Origin of the sequence: Leptolyngbya boryana PCC 6306, from assembly GCF_000353285.1 — a bacterium.
Lineage (GTDB): Bacteria > Cyanobacteriota > Cyanobacteriia > Leptolyngbyales > Leptolyngbyaceae > Leptolyngbya > Leptolyngbya boryana.
Genome location: NZ_KB731324.1, coordinates 446,717 through 465,456, shown reverse-complemented (window position 1 = coordinate 465,456; position 18,740 = coordinate 446,717). Strand labels below are relative to the sequence as shown.

The window sequence follows — 18,740 nt, the reverse complement described above, 5'->3', positions numbered from 1 at the left end:
TTGGTATTGCCGCTGGGTGTTTTCGCTTCTTAATATTCGATCGACGCTGACCACAACCGGGATGATTTTTGAGCCAAACAAGAGTACGACAATCCTCATCATTTAAGCGGAACTTGAACAGTTTCAGGAGTTGGGTGTAGTTGCACAAGTCGCGATCGCATTGGATGGGAGAGGTCTTACGGCTGTTAACTCCACTTTGCCTGTTTGGGGATTGCGATACCAATCTGTGGCTTGCACGATCGTTGGAGTTGACGTGGGAGCTTGAGCGATCGCGGATTTGTGAAAAGCCGAGAGATCACGCATATCATTCCAGGAACGATTGTGGCTGACTTCTTGAGTTGGATTTTGAGGAATCCCGCCTCGTCCTGTAATCACAAAACTACTCCCTTCAGTGCCGGAACAGGCAGCGGCGACTTGTTGGTTTGAATCGATGAGTGTGGTGGATAGCTCGACTAAGCCAGAGTTCGGGTCAACTCCTACATTGTTGACATCAACAGTACCATTCACGCCGAATTCAGAACTTGCGGTGATGTCATTTTCTGGGGTTAAGCGATCGCGATATTTCAGCCCAATAATGCCTTGAGTCGTAATCTGGATATTCCCTCCACGACCTTCTACCGCATTGGCAATAATGTCACTATTTTCTAATCCCACGATAATGGGTGCATCGATGGTAATGTTTCCGCCAGTCGAAGTTCCTGTAGCACTCGTAACAATTTGACTACCTTGCCGGAGGAGTAGCAAATCACGGGCTTGCAGCCAGATATTGCCTTGATTACCACCATTGACCTTGGCTTGCAGACTCGCACCATTGTTAAGAAAGACAGTCTCCGCATTGATATTGAGGTTGCCTGCATCGCCGGTTCCGGTATTACTAACAGTAACTTGGGCAGCATCACGAACGGCAACAGAATTTGCAGTAATGTTGACTGAGCCTGCGGCAGCCGAGGAGGAGGAAGAGGCTGTAATGGTACTGGGCAAATATTGACCATTGATTTGAGACAGGGCTCCTCCCTGAACATCGATCGAGTTCACGTTCAAGTTCACATTTCCGGCTGCACCTTGCCCCTGGCTAGATGCACTGATTTGTCCTCCATTAAAGACGCGCAGACTGTCCGCTGTCAGATGGATAGTTCCGCCTGTCCCCCTTGCCCCCTTGCCAAGGGAAGTAGTAATTCCTGTGAGCGTTTGGCTATATCCATCCACGATTGGATCGCTAACTTGTACCTCCCTAGCTCGAATATCAATGCTTCCGGCTGTGCCTTGTGCACCTGGTAAGGCACCAAAGAATGGGTTGATTTGAGAACCTGCGACTTCACTAGCAATGGCTCCACCCTGAGATAGTTTTAAAAGTCCTGTGTCAATTAAAATATTCCCCCCTTGTCCAGATGATCCTGCTTCCAAGGTCGTGAGAACTGAACTAGATAGGCCACTAAAGGTGGTGCCCTGCATCTCCAAACTCTCGGCAGCCCGAATGATAATGTCTCCAGCTTTGCCATTGCCCCCGATTATACTACCTGCGATACGGCTACCGCCCAGAAGACGTACCCGATCTGCCTCAACCGTGACCTGACCACTCTGATTATTGTTTCCAGCCACAATCACACTCATAATCGTAGTTGCAGTCAATGTGGGTAAAGTTTCAAATCCTCGCATCTCCACATCAGTCGCCCGAACCGTCACATTCCCGGAGCTAGAGTGATTCCCCGCAGTGGCCGATCGCAGAGTAGCCGAATTAGCGACTTGTAAGCGCCCCGTTTCAACAGTTACATTGCCCGCTCGTCCAGTGGCAGGCGGCCCAGGCAGCGCAACAATACCAAATGAATTGCCCACCGAAGTGGAAATCCCATCGAATCCAAAGGGAAAATTAGAATCTGTTGCACCTAAAAGATCAACAAACTCCGTCGTGTTAACTGTAATATCGTGTCCTTCTCCAGAGAAGGTAAAAGATGTCATGTTTGAAGTGGTAGTGTTCTAGATGTGTGGGCATAACGTTATACTGCTCGCCCGAACTCATGACGATTGATGAATAATCCAATCACAGTATCATGCATCTTCTCAGTCTTGGAAAAACAGATCGTCTTTCTGGCAAGCCGCTTGATCCGAGTTCTCAAAGTTAGATGTTTCCGCTCAATGCGCTGTGTGTTGGCTTTGCCAACCGTATGGTGCTGCTCATCTAGCAATCGCAAGTAAGCTCCCCAACTATCGGTGTAAAACCGTTGAATCGAAAAAGGAGCTAACAGTTGCTGAAGTTGCTTAAGAGCTGAGTCTTCATGGGTGGCTAGCACATAGGCAAGGACTTTTCCAGTTTGATGGTCAATCGCGTGCCACAACCATCGTTGATGCTGCTTTGACTCGACAAAACTCCACATCTCGTCCATCTCCGCCGCCTCGACTCTGACGACCATGACTGCAGTGTTATCCGGTTGGTGCTGTTCGAGCAGACTTATGTTTACTTGTTCAAGTTGACTTGACTTTTTTTCAGCGTTTCAATCACAGTCGTTGGGCTAATCTTCAACACTCTGGCGGTATCACGAATACCACTGCCGTTGATTGCCATGTCGCTGATTTGCGCTTTGACTTCAGGCAGTCGTCCTCGATAGCTAAAGTTCAAGATAAATGATCGTCTCGAACACTCTAAGTTACGGCAACAATACCGTTGTTTTCCAGCAGCACTGCGACCATGCTTAACGACATCCACACTCTGGCAATCGGGACATTGAACAGGTTCTAGGACCATCTCGACTCAGCCCTCTAACACATCGTTTTCATTCTGCCATATATCCACATATCTAGAACACTACCGTTTGAACTCTCTTGCAAGGTCAATCCCCGTCCTCGCACATTGATGCCTCCCCCAGCAGTCATTCCACTAGCATCGACCAAGGCAGCTTGTTGTAGAGTAATAGTGCCCCAAGTCGCTGCTGTTGCTGGGCTGGCTAATTGCCACGACTGGGTGTTGGTTGCGATCTGTCCATTTCGCAAGGCCCACAGTTCGATTCGTCCTCCAGGGGCAGATATCGTTGCACTACTCAAATCGATCTGACCACCCACCAGTGCTAAGGTTTGCATCGGAGCTACTGCCAGGGTAGGTGGTCGGAATGAAGGATTGGCCGTGGCAGCACCCTGTACTTGAATGGGGCCTGCGTTTGCCCCCATCTGCAAGCCTATGGGTGCGCTGATCGTCAGTAAAGGCGTTCCAGAATTAACCGCGCTAAATTCTGTACCATCCGCAAATTTAACGCTACTGGCTGTCGTTCCGACAAATGACCCGCCCAGATTCAGTGATGCATTTGGTCCAAATAAAATGCCACTGGGATTCAACAAAAATAAGCTAGCAGAACCATTGGCTTGAATCAGTCCATTGATGTTGGATGCAGTTCCCCCCGTGACGCGTGCAAAAATATTCTGCACATCTAAGGCATTGTTGAAACCTGCTGAACCACCCGTGGGTACTGAGAACTGGCTGAAGCTGTGAAAGAGATTGTTGCCAGAACGTGTGCCTCCCTCGATCGTGAAGGCAAGATTGTTCGGCGTTTGAACTGTCGTTGCTAGGGTGTTGTCGGGAACGACTTGAGCATCAACTCGATCCATTCTGAGAATATGGTCGGCATATCCAAGAGCGATCGTACTGAGTCCAACCCACATTAATCCAACTACAGCCTGCTTCATAACGTTTAACCTTGAATTTTGGAATGTCAAACGTAGAGTGCCCGTGCTTCAAACAACATCATCTTGCCGTATAAAAAAGATGCTGTTGGCAAGCAGAAACTTAGGAAGGGCTTTCAGTTGAGCGAGGTTTGCTGGCACAAGTGGCAGATGGATTGCTGAAAGTAGGATGTGCTGCAACTAATTCGACTTTTCCAGTTTGAGGATTGCGGTACCAAGCCGATGCTTCTACAATCGAGGGTGATGAATTTGGCGGCTGAGCGATCGAGGGTTTGTGGAAAGCTGAAAGATCACGCACATCATTCCAGGTGAGATCGTGGGTCACCTCTTGAGCCGGATTCTGAGGCACTCCACCGCGTCCTGTGATCACAAAACTACTGCCTTGAGTGCCGGAACAGCCCGCCGCGACTTGTTGGTTTGAATCGATCAATGTGGTGGATAACTCGACTAAGCCAGAGTTCGGATCAACTCCAACATTGTTCACTTCGACGGTGCCATCTACGCCGATTCCGGAACTAGCAGTGATGTCGCTTTCAGGTGTTGTGCGATCGCGGTATTGTAATCCGATAATGCCTTGAGTCGTAATTTGGATATTTCCGCCTTTACCTTGTGCTGCATTGGCGACAATATCACTATTTTCTAATCCTACGATCACAGGCGAATTGAGCGTAATATTCCCACCGTTACCATTTCCACCCGAAGTTACCGCGATCGCGCTATTGCTCCGTAGCAGTAACAGCTTACCAACTGCTAAATCAATATTTCCGCCATTTCCTGACGCTGTTTGTGCCTGAATGCTAGCTTGACGATCTAATTGAATAGTATTAGCTTTGATGCTCAGCGTACCACCATTGCCATCCCCTTGATTCGTCACACTGACGGTGCCGCGATCTGTCAAGATTAGATTAGGTGTGGAAATGCTAACACTGCCTGCATTTGCGATTAAAATATCGGGAAGCCCAAATTGCTGCCGCAGTTGTGGGTTTAAGGATAGGACAGAAGAGTTGATGCTGCTATTATTGCTCTGATTGTATCCTCTGATCTCGATAGATTCTGCCGCGTTAATTCTCAGATCTCCGCCATTTCCCATAAAGAATGTCGTTGCTGCAAGGGTTCCGCCATCGAGAATTTGTAACCGATCTGTCTCCAGGGTGAGAGCCTTAGCAGTTCCGGTTGCAAACGTGACTGAACCAATAGCGCTCTGGAATCCGAAGCCGTTGCCGCCCGTGATCGTTGTTTGATTGTTGTGAATTGCAACTTGCCCACTCGCACCGCTGCCAAAGGTTGCTGAACTCAAGGAAGCGCCACCGGAAACGACTAAACTATCCCCATTGACCAGAATGTCACCCGCATTTCCCGAACTGTAGTAACTAGAGGTGCTGAGACTACTCACACTCCTAGGATTGCTGAGTGAAAAACCAGATACTTCAATGGCAGTTGCCTGAATGTCAATATTCCCGCTTGTAGCCGTTCCTATCGTTGAAGTATTCAATCCTGCCCCTGCTTGGACAGTTAGCTTGGGAGTAACAACACTGACGTTGCTTCCTGCTGCAATGCCAAACGTTTCACTCCGAATTCCACTCCAAATGCGTGAGTCCGTTGCACCAATCATGTCGATCGCGTTTGAAGCTCGCAGGCGAATTTCCCCACCCGGCAGGTAACCAAAATTTTGTGACAGGATCAGTGAACCATCGGTGAATTGAATCTCTCGCCCTTGAAGCTGTACCGATCCGGCATTAACGCCACTCACGTCGAGAAGCGACTTTTGGGTGAGTTGAATATTTCCAAAGCTCTGATCCTGCTCATAGTCCAATCGATACCCCTGGGCGGTAGGAATGAGGTGAATCAGACCTGCACCACTCAGACTGCCTAATTCGACTCGTCCCTGTGGGGCGCTTAGAGTTGCACCATTGAGATTCAAATTGCCGCCCATCAAGGCGAGGGTTTGTCCTGGTTGAACGCGCAATTCTGTCGCACTGGGAATTACAGCGATGGGAGGCAACCCACTAGGATTGGGATTACTCAGAGCGTGTCCTGTTCCTTGAACAGTAATGGATGCCGGATTGCTCCCCATTTGCAATCCCACAGGAACACTCATCGTTAACAAAGGGGATGCCATTACATTGTCGGCATACCACTCTGTACCATCGGCAAATCTGAGACGATTTGCAGTTGTTCCCAAGAATGAGCCACCCAGATTCAAACGAGCATTCGCACCAAAGAGAATGCCATTGGGATTGAGCAAGAATAGATTGGCAGTGCCATTGGTTTGAATTAAGCCATCAATGTTGGAGATGGTGCTACCCGTAACACGACTGAAAATATTTTGAATGTTAGTCGCGTTGTTGAAGAGAGCAGACCCACCTGTGGGAATAGAGAATTCTTGGAAGCTATGGAAAAGATTCGTGCCGGAAGTCGTGCCGCCTGTGATGGTGAAGTCGTTGAGCGATCGTGTGACTTGAGTATTGAGGGTCGTGTCGGGAAGGACTTGTTGCGCTTGAACCGGAAGAGTGAGGGTCAAACACATTCCCAAGAGTACGGAGTGTAGCACGGATCGCACCATAGAAGCTTCTCTTGACAAATAGGAGACTCAGTCAATGTGCCCCAAAAATCATCAAGAGAAATGTTGTGTAAGGAATTTAATTGCAGGGTCGAATTACTTGACACTAGAGCGCAGTTGTAGAGGAGCCGCACAGGTTGCGGCAATGTGAGGTTTAGTTGGTCCAGTGGCAACCAACTCGACTTTGCCCGTTTGGGGATGGCGATACCAAGCGGTTGCTTGAGCGATCGAGGGTGATAAATTGGGAGCCTGAGCGATCGCAGGTTTATGAAAAGCCGAGAGATCGCGGATATCGTTCCAGGCACGCTCACTTCTCACAGTTTCAGCCGGATTTTCTGGCATTCCACCGCGTCCTGTGATCACAAAACGGCTGTTTTGAGAACCAGAACAGCCATCTGCGACTTGTTGGGTTGAATCGATGAGGGTTGTGGATAGCTCGACTAAGCCAGAGTTGGGATCTACGCCGACATTGTTGACTTCAACGGTGCCGTTCACGCCGAACTCAGAACTAGCAGTGATGTCGTTTTCTGGCGTTAAGCGATCGCGGTATTGTAATCCGATAATGCCCTGAGTGGTAATTTGAATGTTTCCGCCTCGTCCCTGATCAGCGTTGGCAACAATGTCACTATTTTCTAATCCTACGATAATGGGTGTATTGATGGTAATATTCCCTCCATTTCCCTGTCCGCCTGCTGTTGCCGCAATGCTACTACCAGAACGCATCAATAAGAGATCACGAAGTTGAAGGTTAATATTGCCCCCCTCGCCTGATTCAGCTGCCGCAGTAATGCGACTCTGATTTTCTAGCTGGATATCATTGGCGATAATTTGTACATTTCCTCCAATGCCTGGGCCATCATTTTGGACACTCACAGCGCCGCCATTGCTGAGGCGGAGTGAGGGAGTATTAATCGTTAAAGATCCCGAATTACCACTGGGAATGGGGGGTAATCCAAATGCAGCTTGAATCTCTGGACTGACCTCTTCAGCATTGGAATAGATGCGAGAGACCGTTCCAACCGCATTTCCTGCTGTTCCCTGACCTTCAATCTCGATGGACTCTGAAGCATTTACTTCTACGTTACCCGCTGAACCTGTTGCAGTCGTAGAGGATCCTAAAGATGCACCCCCGGTTATTACTAATCTTGCTGTGTTGATCACGGCACGATTCGCATTGCCAGCCCCCTGGGTATAGGTAGACAGAGAACTTTCTGAAAATGCCACTGGATTGTAACCCGCAATTTCGACTTGTTTAGCCGCATTGACTTGGATTATGCCTGTGTTCCCATCACGCGCAGCAACCGAAATCATTGCGCCAGAATCCAAGACCTTGAGATTTTCTGTAGATAATGCGATGTTACCCGCATTGCCACTGCCAACTGAAAATGTGGCAACTGCTGTGTACACTGCTGGATTACTGTTGTTAAACCCAGTAATTTCAGTCGTACCATTAACGTTGATATTGATGTTTGCTCCAGCAGTGGCGCTTCGGGTTCTAGACATAATTCTAGAGCTATCTCGAAGAAATAGCTGAGCCGCAGAAATGAGAATGTCTCCAACCTGACCACTATTTAAGTTATTACTTTGAATCAAACTTCCTAATTCACCATTGGAAGTATTGCCTTGCAATATTAGAGATCCTTTTGCATTGACCGTGATTCCCCCTGCCGGTTGTGAACCAAGGTTTTGAAGTAAAGCCGCAGATCCTTCTGTCAAGCGAATGTTTTGTCCTTGGAGCTGGATGGAACCATTACTCCCACTAGCATTCAATAGCGATTCCTGCCCCAAATGAATATCGTTAAATTGCTGTACTGCTGAGTAATCACCAACCCAGCCCGTTGGAGTGGGTTGAAGTCCAACCGTTCCACGACTGACACTCCCGACTTCCAGATGCCCACTGCCCTGGATAGAAGCAACTCCACCAGAGAAGGTCACTGCACCACCAATCAACGCTAACGTTTGATTTGCGCCAGCTTGTAAGCCAGCAGGACTGTTGATCGCGCTGGCTTGACCAAAACCAGTGATATCAAATAACTGATTGCCTCGCCCCTGCACAGTAATTGCTCCTGGATTATGTCCCATTTGTAAACCGATCGGTGCACTCATGGTCAACAAGGGCAGACTACTGGGATTCACTGCACTAAACTCAGTGCCATCTGCAAATTGGATACTATTGGCAGTCGTTCCTACGAAGGAACCACCAACATTCAACTGGGTATTGCTCCCAAACAGGATGCCATTGGGGTTCAGCAGAAACAGACTAGCAGTGCCATTCGTTTTGAGGAGTCCATCAATATTGGAAGCACTGCCTCCAGTGACGCGAGCAAAGATAGTCTGAATATCCGTAGCGTTATTGAAGAGGGCAGAGCCACCTGTGGGAACAGAGAATTGGTTGAAGCTATGAAAGAGATTGTTACCGGATCGAGTCCCCCCATCGATCGTGAAGTCGAGATTGTTCGGCGTTTGAACTGTCGTTCCTAAGGTGCTGTCGGGAAGGACTTGAGCATCAACTCGATCTATTCTGAGGATATGGTCGGTATACCCAAGTGCGATGGTACTTAGACCAACCCATACTAATCCAGCGACAGCCTGCCTCATTGCATTTAACCTCAAATTCTGGAGTGTCAAACGTAGGGTGCCCGTCCCTCAAACAACATCATCGCAATGTCAGAAGAAGTCTACTTCTGGGAAGTGGAGATTTAGATAGGGCTTCGAGTTGAGTTCAGCGTGCTGGCACAAGTGGCAGATGGAGTGCTGGAAGTAGAATGTGCTGCAACTAATTCAACTTTTCCAGTTTGGGAATTGCGATGCCAATTCGTCGCTTCTACGAGCATGGCAGTCTGAGTTGGGGCTGGCGCGATCGCGGTTTTTTGGAATGTCGAGAGATCGCGTACATCATTCCAGGCACGATCTCGGCGCACCTCCTGAGTCGGATTTTGCGGCACTCCACCGCGTCCTGTGATCACAAAACTACTCCCTTGAGTCCCGGAACAGCCAGCCGCGACTTGTTGAGTTGAATCGATCAGCGTTGTGGATAGCTCGACTAAGCCAGAATTTGGGTCAACTCCGACATTGTTGACTTCAACAGTACCATTCACGCCGAATTCGGAACTCGCAGTGATGTCGTTTTCTGGCGTTGTGCGATCGCGATACTGCAAGCCGATAATGCCCTGAGTGGTAATTTGAATATTTCCACCTTGACCCTGCACTGCATTAGCAACAATATCACTATTTTCTAATCCCACAATGATGGGCGCATTGATAGTAATGTTTCCGCCCGTGGAAGCTCCGGTGGCACTCGTGACAATTTGGCTATCCTGCCGTAGCAGGAGCAAATCGCGGGCTGCAAGCCGGATATTACCTTGACTTCCGCCATTGACCTCAGCTTGTAAACTCGCGCCATTGTTGAGGAAAACAGTCCCCGCATTGATATTGAGGTTACCTGCATCTCCAGTTCCGGTGTTGCTGACTGTGATATTGGCTCCATCCCGAACACTCAAACGATCGCTCCGAAGATTGATAGAGCCAGCATTAAAGCTAGTCGTTGAACTCGCAGTGATACTACTGCGAAATTGTCCATCCTGGGAGAAGCCACTAATATCGATATCCCCAGCTTGGAGATTGATACTTCCTGCATTGCCAAATCCATCGGTTGCCGCTGTAATCTGTCCTCCTCGGAAGACTCGTAATCGATCGGTGACAATATCCAAGTTGCCACCTTGCCCAGTCGAGCCATTTTGCACTGAGGTCACAATGCCGCTGATCGCTCCCGTAAAATCTACTAAAGGGTCGCTGACTTCAACTTCGTTCGCTCGAATTACAATATTTCCAGCCTTCCCGTTCCCTACCAAATTTGCAGTAACCTTGGCTCCCTGCTGGATACTCAACCGCCCTGTTGTGATTCTCAAATTGCCGCCATGTCCTGTCCCCCTGGGTTCAACACTGCTAAATAGCCCTGTTGAAAAGGGTCCCCCATCCCAGGTGCTAAACCCGATCAACTCTACCGACTCGGTAGCATTCACCGTTAAGTTGCTGCCATTCCCTGACGCAAAAGCACCCGACGAAAATTGACTACCACCGAAAGCTTGGAACTGCCGAACATTCACCGTTAAATTCCCCGCATCCCCTGAACCGTTGGAATTGGATTGAACAAGCACAAAGTCCTTGGAGAAAAGTCGATCTGCATTGATCGTGAGATTGCCACCCTGACCCTCAGTAAACGTTCCAGTATTGAGAACACTCGGAAAACCATTGCCATCCGGGTTACCATTGATTTCGACCGTTTGGCTCTCGATCGTCAGGTTGCCTGCATTTCCTTGCCCTCTTGTGTTTGCGACAATCGCCCCTGCCTGACTTACGGACAGATAGGGACTGTCAATCTGAATGCTGCCCCCATTCCCGGTTCCTCCTCTGACAACAGCATAAATGCCACTTAAACCACTGGTATCAAAGTCTTCACTACCATAGTAGATGTTGTAGAGAGATAAATCTTCGGTGCCCACAATCTCGACTCGCTCGGATGCCCGAATCGTGATAGGTTTTCCCTGATCCGAGCCAAGCGTATTCGATCGCACTTGTGCCCCTTGTTTGAGGCTCAATTGTCGAGCTTGGATTTGAATCGCCCCCCACTACTGCCACTGGCATCTACTTGTGCCTTCTGAGTCAGTTGAATATCTTGAAAGCCTGTGGCTCCAGCATAATTCATGACAAAGGTTGTCGGCTCAAGACCCACTTGACTATTCGCAGCAACACTTCCTAGCTCGATGTTGCCAGATGGCGCACTGAGTGTTCCACCCGCTATGGTGAGAGATCCGCCAATTAATGCAAGAGTTTTACCTGGCGCAACTTGGAAGCCTGTTGTGGATTGGTGCGTGATGCTCCCTGGATTGCTGCCAAACTGTAACCCTACTGGCGCGCTTATCGTTAACAATGGGGTTTGGCTCGAATTTACGGCGCTAAACTCCGTCCCATCTGCAAACCGAATACTGTTAGCAGTGGTTCCCACAAAAGAGCCACCAATGTTCAATTGGGCACTGTTCCCAAACAGAATTCCGGCAGGATTAAGCAGAAATAGGCTGGCAGTGCCATTGGCTTGAATCATGCCATCAATGTTAGAAACTGTTCCGCCTGTGACCCGGCTGAAAATCATTGACACATCGAGTGCATTATCGAAAAAAGCTGTGCCACCCGTCGGAACAGAAAATTGGCTGAAGCTATGGAACAGGTTAGAACCATTATTTGGACGAGTTCCGCCTGTGATCATGAAGTTAGGATTTCCGGTCACAACTGTGCCAAGGGTGCTATCAGGCACAACGGCTTGCGCACAAACTTGTTCTGAGATTGCAACTGCCCCCAAGATTGCCAAACACAGCTGGAATATACCCTTCATCACTACCACACTCTTAAAGCTATAGGACGGTAGGTGTAGAGTTCCCTAATTCATCATTTTGTAGTCTATACAAAACTATAAGTAAGCAATGATTGAGAGCGACTGGAGGGAATTTTTTGGCGATTTCCTAAGTTCCGATTTGCGATTAGACTATTAGGAAACATTCAGAAAAAACAATATGAGTAGCACTCCGCTTCATTTCACGCGAATTGATCTTCCAGCGAATGTTCGATCGCAAATTATCGACATTTTGAATCAGACCTTAGCAAATACACTTGATCTCAAGACTCAAGTGAAGCAGGCTCACTGGAATGTCAAGGGAATGGATTTCTATCAGCTTCATCAGTTGTTTGATGAAATGTCATCTGAGTTGGAAGAGTTTATCGATCTGGTCGCTGAAAGAGTGACTGCTCTGGGTGGCACAGCGCTTGGAACTGCAAGGCTTGCAGCGCAGACATCGGAGATCCCCGAATATCCGATCGATATTTTTGACGGAAAATCTCATCTGACTGCTTTAGCAGATCGGTATGCACCCTACGCAAAACTATTACGAGATGGGATTTCGGAAACAGACGATCTCGGAGATGCAGACACAGCAGATTTATATACTGAGATCTCAAGAGCGATCGACAAACGTCTGTGGTTTCTAGAAGCACATTTGCAAGCTGAGGGAACTCCAGTTTCAACTAACGGAAGTTCAGCAGAAACAAAAGCAACCAACGGTAAGAAAAAGTCTAAAAAGTAGACTCATCTTCTTCAAAAGCTGCGAACAATGTTGTCAAAATAACATTGGAAAATAGAAATCCTTCTGGATCAGTGAGTCGGATACTTGCTGCTGTGATTTCGACCCAATTTGATGTTTGATAGGGTGCTAAACATTTCACAATTTCAGCGATCGCAGCTTCTCCAAATTGGGTTTTGAACTGTGCTAAATCAATGCCTTCTTTGAGCCGTAAGCCAACCATCAAACTATCTAACATCAGATCAGTTTGACTTACTTCGGCTTCAGATTGTGCTGTGCCAATCCAGTCGTAATACTCTTTCAGTTTGCGGGGGCGAGAAACCCGATCGCCATTCAAATAGCTGGTTGCTCCCATGCCAAAGCCATAAAACGATCGATTCTCCCAATACACGCGATTGTGTTGACATTGATATCCCGGTTTCGCATAGTTGGAAATTTCGTAATGCTCAAAGCCCGCATTCGTCAACGTGCGTTGTGCGAATCGGTATAAATCAGCCGTTAACTCATCAGACGGAAGCGGCTTTTCACCCGGTTTCAATTGCTTTCCAAATGGAGTTTGCGGCTCGATCGTTAAATCGTATGTGGATAAATGTGTGGGAGAAAGCGCGATCGCTTGCTCTAACGACTCTTGCCAACTCTCGATCGTTTGATGCGGCAAACCTGAAATCAAATCCAAACTAAAGTTCTCAATTCCTGCTTGCCGGATCAGATCTACTGAAGTGTAAATATCTTCGACTGTATGTGTTCTTCCGCAGGCTTTCAAAATGTCCGATTGAAATGCCTGAGTGCCTAAACTAAATCGATTCACACCCGCTGATTTGAAGCCTTTAATTTGTTCGAGATCAAACGTTCCTGGATCAATTTCCATTGAAATTTCGGCATCTGAAAGAATGCCAAATCGGCGATCGAGCTTATCTAAAATTTGCTCAAGCTGTGACACTGCTAAAAGTGACGGCGTACCCCCGCCAAAAAAAACAGTTCTTAACGGTTCACCAAAATCATGAGAGCGATCAATTTCTTCACAGAGCTTTTCAATATATTGAGCAATAGTTCCAGAATTCCTGCCATTTCGTTGATCCCCTACAACCGAGATCGGAAAATCGCAATAAAAACAACGTCTTCGACAGAAGGGAATATGCACATATGCGGAAGTTGGAACATTAAATTCCATAACAATTCACTCATTTTTTAGACCAAAATATTGGTTTTTCAAAACTCTCTGACGGTTGCCTCTCAGAAAGTCCAGCATTTGTATCACAAACTACGACTAAGATACGGTAAACCTCCCATGTAATCGGTATTTGGACACAGGAATCGATAAGCTCTCAAGATATAATGGTGCAAAGTCAAGCCCGATCGCTAAGCCTGACATACTCTAAAATTCTAGTCTGGCGAATTTCTGTCTTTAATTTCGCCTTAGAGACTTGGCACTTGGTTTGACTCGTAATTTTCCCGTACAGACGCGATCAAATGCGTCTCATCTTACCCATTATGCTTGACGCAATCATCATTATTTCATTCATCCTAGCAGGGGCGGGAACTGGCTTTCATGGCATTGAAGCATTGCCGGGAAGTGTACTGCAACAAGTCTCAAATCCAGATGCACTGCGCTGGGTCTGTGCGGGATTTGGGGCAATGTTTGGCTTAGCGATCGGGCTAATCGCGCAAAGCGGATTCCGCCGTATCGAGCGCCAAATCCGTCAACTTCCAGCTTATACGCTTCTGAGTCGCGCGATCGGCTTAGTCATGGGACTGCTCGTTGCCAATTTGCTCCTTGCGCCAACGTTCTTACTGCCGATTCCTCCAGAGTTTTCATTCTTAAAACCGCTGGTTGCTGTAGTTGGCAGCATTATGTTTTCGGTTTCAGGCATGTCACTTGCGGATGTGCATGGGCGATCGCTGTTACGGTTAATCAATCCGAGCAGTGCAGAAACGCTGCTTTTGTCTGAGGGAACGATTAAACCTGCGACTACGAAAGTACTCGATACGAGTTGCATCATTGACGGTCGAATTGCTGATCTGTTAGATACAGGATTCTTAGAAGGTCAATTGCTCGTGCCGCAGTTTGTCTTACAAGAACTCCAGCAAGTCGCAGATGCATCCAACGATCAAAAACGAGTGCGCGGACGGCGTGGACTCGACATTTTGAATCGGGTTCGAGAAAGTTATCCCGATCGAGTGATCATTCATTCAGCAGATTACGACGATATTCAAACCGTCGATGCAAAACTGGTGCGCCTGGCTCAAGAGATCAGCGCAACGCTCTTAACCACGGATTACAACTTGAATAAAGTGGCAACGGTTCAGAAAGTTCCGGTTTTGAATGTCAACGATTTGACCCAAGCGATTCGTCCTTCATACTTGCCGGGCGACAGCATCGACCTGAAAATCTTGCGAGAAGGCAAAGAGCCTGCTCAAGGCATTGGCTATCTAAACGACGGCACAATGGTTGTGGTTGAAGATGGGCGCAGTTATGTTGGTGGTGAGCTGCAAGTCGTGGTGACTAGTTCATTGCAGACCTCCGCAGGTCGCATGATTTTTGCCAAGCCGAAAACATCGGCTGTCGCTTGAAATGAGTCGAGTCCGAGAAAAACAATGTGCGCTCTGTGACAAATCCGCTCCAGTGCTCTACCGTATTCAATACGATGAGTTAGGGGAGTGGATTTTTGTATGTCGAGACTGCTGGAATCAAGTCAGTCAAGACAATCCCTTCTATCTCTATGGCGGCACTTGGAAAGCCCACAAACGTTAAGATCACTAAATTCCTTACTATCCGCCATGTCTCTGAATTCTGCCCAACTGACCGAGATTCGCCAAATTGTTCGATCGTGTGGACAACAAGCAAAAACTCTCTCTGCTGAAAAGTTTGAAGTGTTTCAAAAAGCGCCCGGTGATTTTGTCACCACGGTGGATCAAACGCTCGATCGCCAACTGTCTGAATTTTTTACCCAGCTTTTCCCTCAAGACGGCATTATCACAGAAGAAAATGCCGACTCTCGAAAACGCTATCAGTCTGACTATCCAAGATTTTGGTGTATTGATCCCCTGGATGGAACGCAGGACTTTATTCATGGCGATCCCGATTACGCCGTTTTAGTTGGACTGTTAGAGCAGCAGCGTGCGATCGCGGGTTGGGTGTACGCTCCTGAGCACGACATTCTTTACTACGGCGGAAAAAATCTTGGAGTCTGGGAAGTTTTGGGTAACGCAGATCCCCAACCTTGCTTTAGCCCGCTCTCACCTCCGAATTCGTATCGCGTCATTATTGGCGACAAGGATTTCAGAAATACATCTGAGAAAATTGGGGCTGCGATCCCTGAAATTGAATTTTTGCGATCCCCTGGTAGCTTCGGCTTGAAAGTAATGAATGTGGTGTTAGGCAAAGCCGAAGTTTATATTTATTTGAATCGCCGCGTCAAAATTTGGGACACGGTGGCTCCGATGGCGATCGCCGAAGCTGCGGGATTAGTCTGTCTCGATCTCGATGGCAAACCGATTGAATTTACGCCGGAAGTTTTGGATTTAGAGAGTTTGGCGCATCAGCAAGCGATCGTCATTGGCAAACCTGCTGCGATCGAATTCTTACTGCCGCGCTTAAGAGATGTTCTTGATCCCCAACTCTCATATTGAGTTTGGCTGTGATAGATATCACGGTGAGAAAAAAGGGAACGTTAATACCGACCCCTTTTCTCCATGGATCGTGCAATGCAGACCGAAGTATTCAGTGAGTTATTTCCGTTACTGGCGGCAGCAAATCCAGAAACCTTAGACTGGTTACTTTCTGTCGCAACCGAGCATGAGTACCCCTCTGGCAGAGCCGTGTTGATGGAGGATGCTTGGGGCAATGCAGTGTATTTTGTGGTATCGGGCTGGGTCAAGGTTCGCCGACATTCTGGAACAGGTGAAGATGTTTCGACGCTGGCAATTTTAGGGCGCGGGGATTTCTTCGGAGAAATGGCAATTTTAGACGAATCTCCGAGATCGACGGATGTGATTGCCCTCTCGAATGTCCGACTGATGAGCATTTCGGCGCAGCGCTTTATCCAGACCTTGTTCAAAGATCCTCAGTTGCATCATCGTATGTTGCAGTTGATGGTCAGACGGTTACGCCAAACGAATTTTCGTTTTCAGTTACGACATCAACCGCCTGCGATCAAGTTAGTCAATACCTTAGTCAGCTTAGGCGAGAATTATGGACAGACTTCGGGATCAGGAGTTGATATTTTCAACATTCCAGCGAAGGATTTGGCAGATGTGTCGGATATTTCAACCGAGGAAACGAGCAAGATTCTAGAAAAATTAAATAGCAAAGGCTGGATTCAAATTAATCCCGATCAGCAAGTGATTCATTTAGTGAATTTAAAACAGTTGATGCAGTTAGCAACCAAAAAACCTTAGTTCGATTTTAGAGTTGAAATTTCGGTGTCGGGTCGATTGATCTGACACCGTTTTATTTTTGGAATCAGATTCGTATGATAGGGGAGAGCCGTTTTGAGAATTAAGTGAGCATCAGCATGAACCGTGAAGATTTTGATTGGGCAGGATCACAGCAGTCTCAAGAAGTTTCCGATCCTGTAAAACCTTTCACGCTTCATTATGCGATCGCGATGCCTCAGCCAGAGACGCATCTTTTCGAGGTGACGCTACAAATCCGGAATTGCCAATCTGCTACAGTCGATCTCAAAATGCCAGTCTGGACACCGGGATCGTATCTGGTGCGCGAGTATTCTCGGCATCTCCAAGGCTTTAAGTCTGCCTCACCCTGGCGAAAATTAGCGAAAAATCACTATCAAATTTCAACTGAAGGCAAAGACTCAATCGAGCTGCGTTACCAAATTTTTGCGAACGAACTGACGGTCAGAACGAATCATCTGGATGAAAATCACGGCTATTTCAACGGAGCTGCTCTATTTTTCTACGTTCCAGGATTTCAGAATCAGCCGATTCAAGTCATGATCGAGCCTCCATATCCAGATTGGAAAGTGGTCACTGCTTTACCCGCGATCGCGAAAAATACATTCGTTGCAAAAGATTTTGATACATTAGTTGACAGCCCATTTGAGATTGGAAAACATCAATCTTATGAGTTTGATGTGTTAGGAAAACCTCATCAATTTGTGATTTGGGGAGAAGGAAAATTCGATCTCAATCGCTTAATTCACGACACGAAAAAAGTGGTCGAAGTCGAAGCAGAACTATTCGGTGGATTGCCCTACGATCGCTATTTCTTTCTGCTCCATTTAACGGCGAATTCTTTTGGCGGATTGGAGCATAAAGATTGCTGTTCGTTGATTTATTCTCGGTTGGGATTTCGAGCGAAGGACAAATACGATCGCTTTATCCAGCTCGTTGCCCATGAATTCTTCCATTTGTGGAATGTAAAACGAATTCGTCCAAAAGCTTTGGAAGTATTCGACTATGAAGGTGAGAACTACACCCCGTCTCTCTGGTTTAGCGAAGGAACGACCAGTTTTTATGATTTGATTCTGCCGTATCGAGCCGGGGTCTATGATGCAAAAGCCTATTTAAATGCTTTGAGTCAGGAAATTACACGCTATTTGAATACGCCAGGTCGGATAGTTCAGCCGTTAAGTGAATCGAGCTTTGATGCTTGGATCAAACTCTATCGACCGGATGCGAACAGCGCAAATTCTCAGATTTCTTACTATCTCAAAGGTGAGATGGTGACATTGCTGCTCGATTTGGCAATTCGGATCAAACATGCGAACCAGCGATCGTTCGACGATGTAATGCGCCAAATGTGGGAGAAGTTTGGAAAAGACGAGATCGGCTTTACTCCAGAAGACTTAACGAGCGTGATTGAATCGATCGCTGGATTTGATTTGACGAATTTCTTCGATCGCTATCTCCACGGCACAGAAGAACTGCCATTTGACGAATACTTAGCTGGATTTGGATTACGGCTCAGTTCAAATGCTGCTGCTGCAACGCTGCCTCCATTAACCGGGATGACAGTAAAAACCGAGAACGGGCGAGAAATGATCAAGTTTGTTGAAGCGGGATCACCGGCTCAGAAAGCTCGGATCGATCCGGGCGATGAACTGCTCGCAATCGACGGATTACGAGTTGCGCCGGGTCAGTTTGAGGAGCGTTTAAGAGATTACAAACCCGGAGATACCATCGAACTGACGCTGTTTCATGGCGATGAATTGAAAACGCGATCGCTGACACTGGCATCTCCGCGCGCGACACAATTTGCGATCGAAGCGATCGAGCAACCTTCTCCTCTACAACAAAGCAATTTTGAAGGCTGGCTCGGTGTGCCATTAAGTGCAGTTAGCCGTTCAGTTGAGAAGTGAATCTGATAATGGGAGTGGGAGCAATCCGAGCCTAGGTTCTCCCTACTCCCACTCCCAAAC

General features: G+C 47.5%; 14 protein-coding genes. 6 read left to right on the top strand and 8 right to left on the bottom strand.

Annotated elements, in window-relative coordinates:
* Nucleotides 1-123: 123 nt before the first annotated feature.
* From LEPBO_RS35890 to LEPBO_RS39705, 7 genes are all read right to left on the bottom strand, one after another.
* On the bottom strand, nt 124-1,956 hold the full coding sequence (locus tag LEPBO_RS35890; protein ID WP_017285878.1) for a beta strand repeat-containing protein: 1,833 nt from the start codon (nt 1,954-1,956) through the stop codon (nt 124-126).
* 38 nt (nt 1,957-1,994) lie between these two features.
* Nucleotides 1,995-2,740, bottom strand: a protein-coding gene (locus tag LEPBO_RS45580) for an IS1 family transposase (RefSeq protein ID WP_455565126.1) whose coding sequence is annotated in 2 segments (ribosomal slippage) — nt 1,995-2,485 and nt 2,485-2,740 — 747 coding nt in all. Because the reading frame shifts where the segments join, the coding sequence is not laid out codon by codon here.
* A gap of 14 nt (nt 2,741-2,754) precedes the next feature.
* Complete coding sequence (locus LEPBO_RS0102120; RefSeq protein WP_017285877.1) at nt 2,755-3,672, bottom strand: filamentous hemagglutinin N-terminal domain-containing protein; 918 nt, start codon at nt 3,670-3,672, stop codon at nt 2,755-2,757.
* A 100-nt stretch (nt 3,673-3,772) separates the two neighbouring features.
* On the bottom strand, nt 3,773-6,232 hold the full coding sequence (locus LEPBO_RS0102115) for a beta strand repeat-containing protein (RefSeq protein WP_026148355.1): 2,460 nt from the start codon (nt 6,230-6,232) through the stop codon (nt 3,773-3,775).
* A gap of 93 nt (nt 6,233-6,325) precedes the next feature.
* Nucleotides 6,326-8,827, bottom strand: coding sequence for a two-partner secretion domain-containing protein (locus LEPBO_RS0102110; protein ID WP_017285875.1), 2,502 nt, complete (start codon nt 8,825-8,827; stop codon nt 6,326-6,328).
* A gap of 101 nt (nt 8,828-8,928) precedes the next feature.
* On the bottom strand, nt 8,929-10,827 hold the full coding sequence (locus tag LEPBO_RS35885) for a beta strand repeat-containing protein (protein WP_051077754.1): 1,899 nt from the start codon (nt 10,825-10,827) through the stop codon (nt 8,929-8,931).
* On the bottom strand, nt 10,824-11,618 hold the full coding sequence (locus LEPBO_RS39705) for a filamentous hemagglutinin N-terminal domain-containing protein (RefSeq protein WP_081614714.1): 795 nt from the start codon (nt 11,616-11,618) through the stop codon (nt 10,824-10,826). Before LEPBO_RS39705 ends, LEPBO_RS35885 begins: the two co-directional genes overlap by 4 nt.
* A gap of 178 nt (nt 11,619-11,796) precedes the next feature.
* Between LEPBO_RS39705 and dps the strand changes: the two genes are divergently transcribed.
* Nucleotides 11,797-12,363: a DNA starvation/stationary phase protection protein Dps gene (gene dps / locus LEPBO_RS0102100; protein ID WP_017285874.1), complete on the top strand. Its 567-nt coding sequence runs from the start codon at nt 11,797-11,799 to the stop codon at nt 12,361-12,363.
* On the opposite strand, the gene hemW is transcribed toward dps, so the two are convergent.
* Complete coding sequence (gene hemW, locus LEPBO_RS0102095) at nt 12,353-13,531, bottom strand: radical SAM family heme chaperone HemW (RefSeq protein ID WP_017285873.1); 1,179 nt, start codon at nt 13,529-13,531, stop codon at nt 12,353-12,355. The genes dps and hemW overlap by 11 nt on opposite strands.
* 320 nt (nt 13,532-13,851) lie before the next feature.
* Here hemW and LEPBO_RS0102090 point away from each other — a divergent pair, with 320 nt between their 5' ends.
* From LEPBO_RS0102090 to LEPBO_RS0102075, 5 genes are all read left to right on the top strand, one after another.
* On the top strand, nt 13,852-14,931 hold the full coding sequence (locus LEPBO_RS0102090) for a PIN/TRAM domain-containing protein (protein ID WP_017285872.1): 1,080 nt from the start codon (nt 13,852-13,854) through the stop codon (nt 14,929-14,931).
* Between the two features lies 1 nt (nt 14,932).
* Nucleotides 14,933-15,112, top strand: coding sequence for a hypothetical protein (locus tag LEPBO_RS35880; protein ID WP_017285871.1), 180 nt, complete (start codon nt 14,933-14,935; stop codon nt 15,110-15,112).
* A gap of 26 nt (nt 15,113-15,138) precedes the next feature.
* Nucleotides 15,139-15,990, top strand: a complete 852-nt coding sequence (locus tag LEPBO_RS0102085) for a 3'(2'),5'-bisphosphate nucleotidase CysQ family protein (RefSeq protein ID WP_017285870.1) — start codon at nt 15,139-15,141, stop codon at nt 15,988-15,990.
* A 63-nt stretch (nt 15,991-16,053) separates the two neighbouring features.
* Nucleotides 16,054-16,758 carry a Crp/Fnr family transcriptional regulator gene (locus LEPBO_RS0102080; protein ID WP_017285869.1) on the top strand — a complete coding sequence of 235 codons (705 nt, stop codon included), beginning with the start codon at nt 16,054-16,056 and terminating at the stop codon, nt 16,756-16,758.
* Between the two features lie 116 nt (nt 16,759-16,874).
* Nucleotides 16,875-18,680 carry a M61 family metallopeptidase gene (locus tag LEPBO_RS0102075; protein ID WP_017285868.1) on the top strand — a complete coding sequence of 602 codons (1,806 nt, stop codon included), beginning with the start codon at nt 16,875-16,877 and terminating at the stop codon, nt 18,678-18,680.
* Nucleotides 18,681-18,740: the final 60 nt, after the last annotated feature.

What these genes read in the sequence shown, in the direction of transcription:
- LEPBO_RS39705 (WP_081614714.1), bottom strand. Translation starts at nt 11,618, where the DNA reads ATGAAGGGTATATTCCAGCTGTGTTTGGCAATCTTGGGGGCAGTTGCA.
- LEPBO_RS0102075 (WP_017285868.1), top strand. Translation starts at nt 16,875, where the DNA reads ATGAACCGTGAAGATTTTGATTGGGCAGGATCACAGCAGTCTCAAGAA.
- LEPBO_RS0102115 (WP_026148355.1), bottom strand. Translation starts at nt 6,232, where the DNA reads ATGGTGCGATCCGTGCTACACTCCGTACTCTTGGGAATGTGTTTGACC.
- LEPBO_RS0102110 (WP_017285875.1), bottom strand. Translation starts at nt 8,827, where the DNA reads ATGAGGCAGGCTGTCGCTGGATTAGTATGGGTTGGTCTAAGTACCATC.
- LEPBO_RS0102090 (WP_017285872.1), top strand. Translation starts at nt 13,852, where the DNA reads ATGCTTGACGCAATCATCATTATTTCATTCATCCTAGCAGGGGCGGGA.
- LEPBO_RS0102080 (WP_017285869.1), top strand. Translation starts at nt 16,054, where the DNA reads ATGGATCGTGCAATGCAGACCGAAGTATTCAGTGAGTTATTTCCGTTA.
- LEPBO_RS35880 (WP_017285871.1), top strand. Translation starts at nt 14,933, where the DNA reads ATGAGTCGAGTCCGAGAAAAACAATGTGCGCTCTGTGACAAATCCGCT.
- LEPBO_RS35890 (WP_017285878.1), bottom strand. Translation starts at nt 1,956, where the DNA reads ATGACATCTTTTACCTTCTCTGGAGAAGGACACGATATTACAGTTAAC.
- LEPBO_RS0102120 (WP_017285877.1), bottom strand. Translation starts at nt 3,672, where the DNA reads ATGAAGCAGGCTGTAGTTGGATTAATGTGGGTTGGACTCAGTACGATC.
- hemW (WP_017285873.1), bottom strand. Translation starts at nt 13,531, where the DNA reads ATGGAATTTAATGTTCCAACTTCCGCATATGTGCATATTCCCTTCTGT.
- dps (WP_017285874.1), top strand. Translation starts at nt 11,797, where the DNA reads ATGAGTAGCACTCCGCTTCATTTCACGCGAATTGATCTTCCAGCGAAT.
- LEPBO_RS0102085 (WP_017285870.1), top strand. Translation starts at nt 15,139, where the DNA reads ATGTCTCTGAATTCTGCCCAACTGACCGAGATTCGCCAAATTGTTCGA.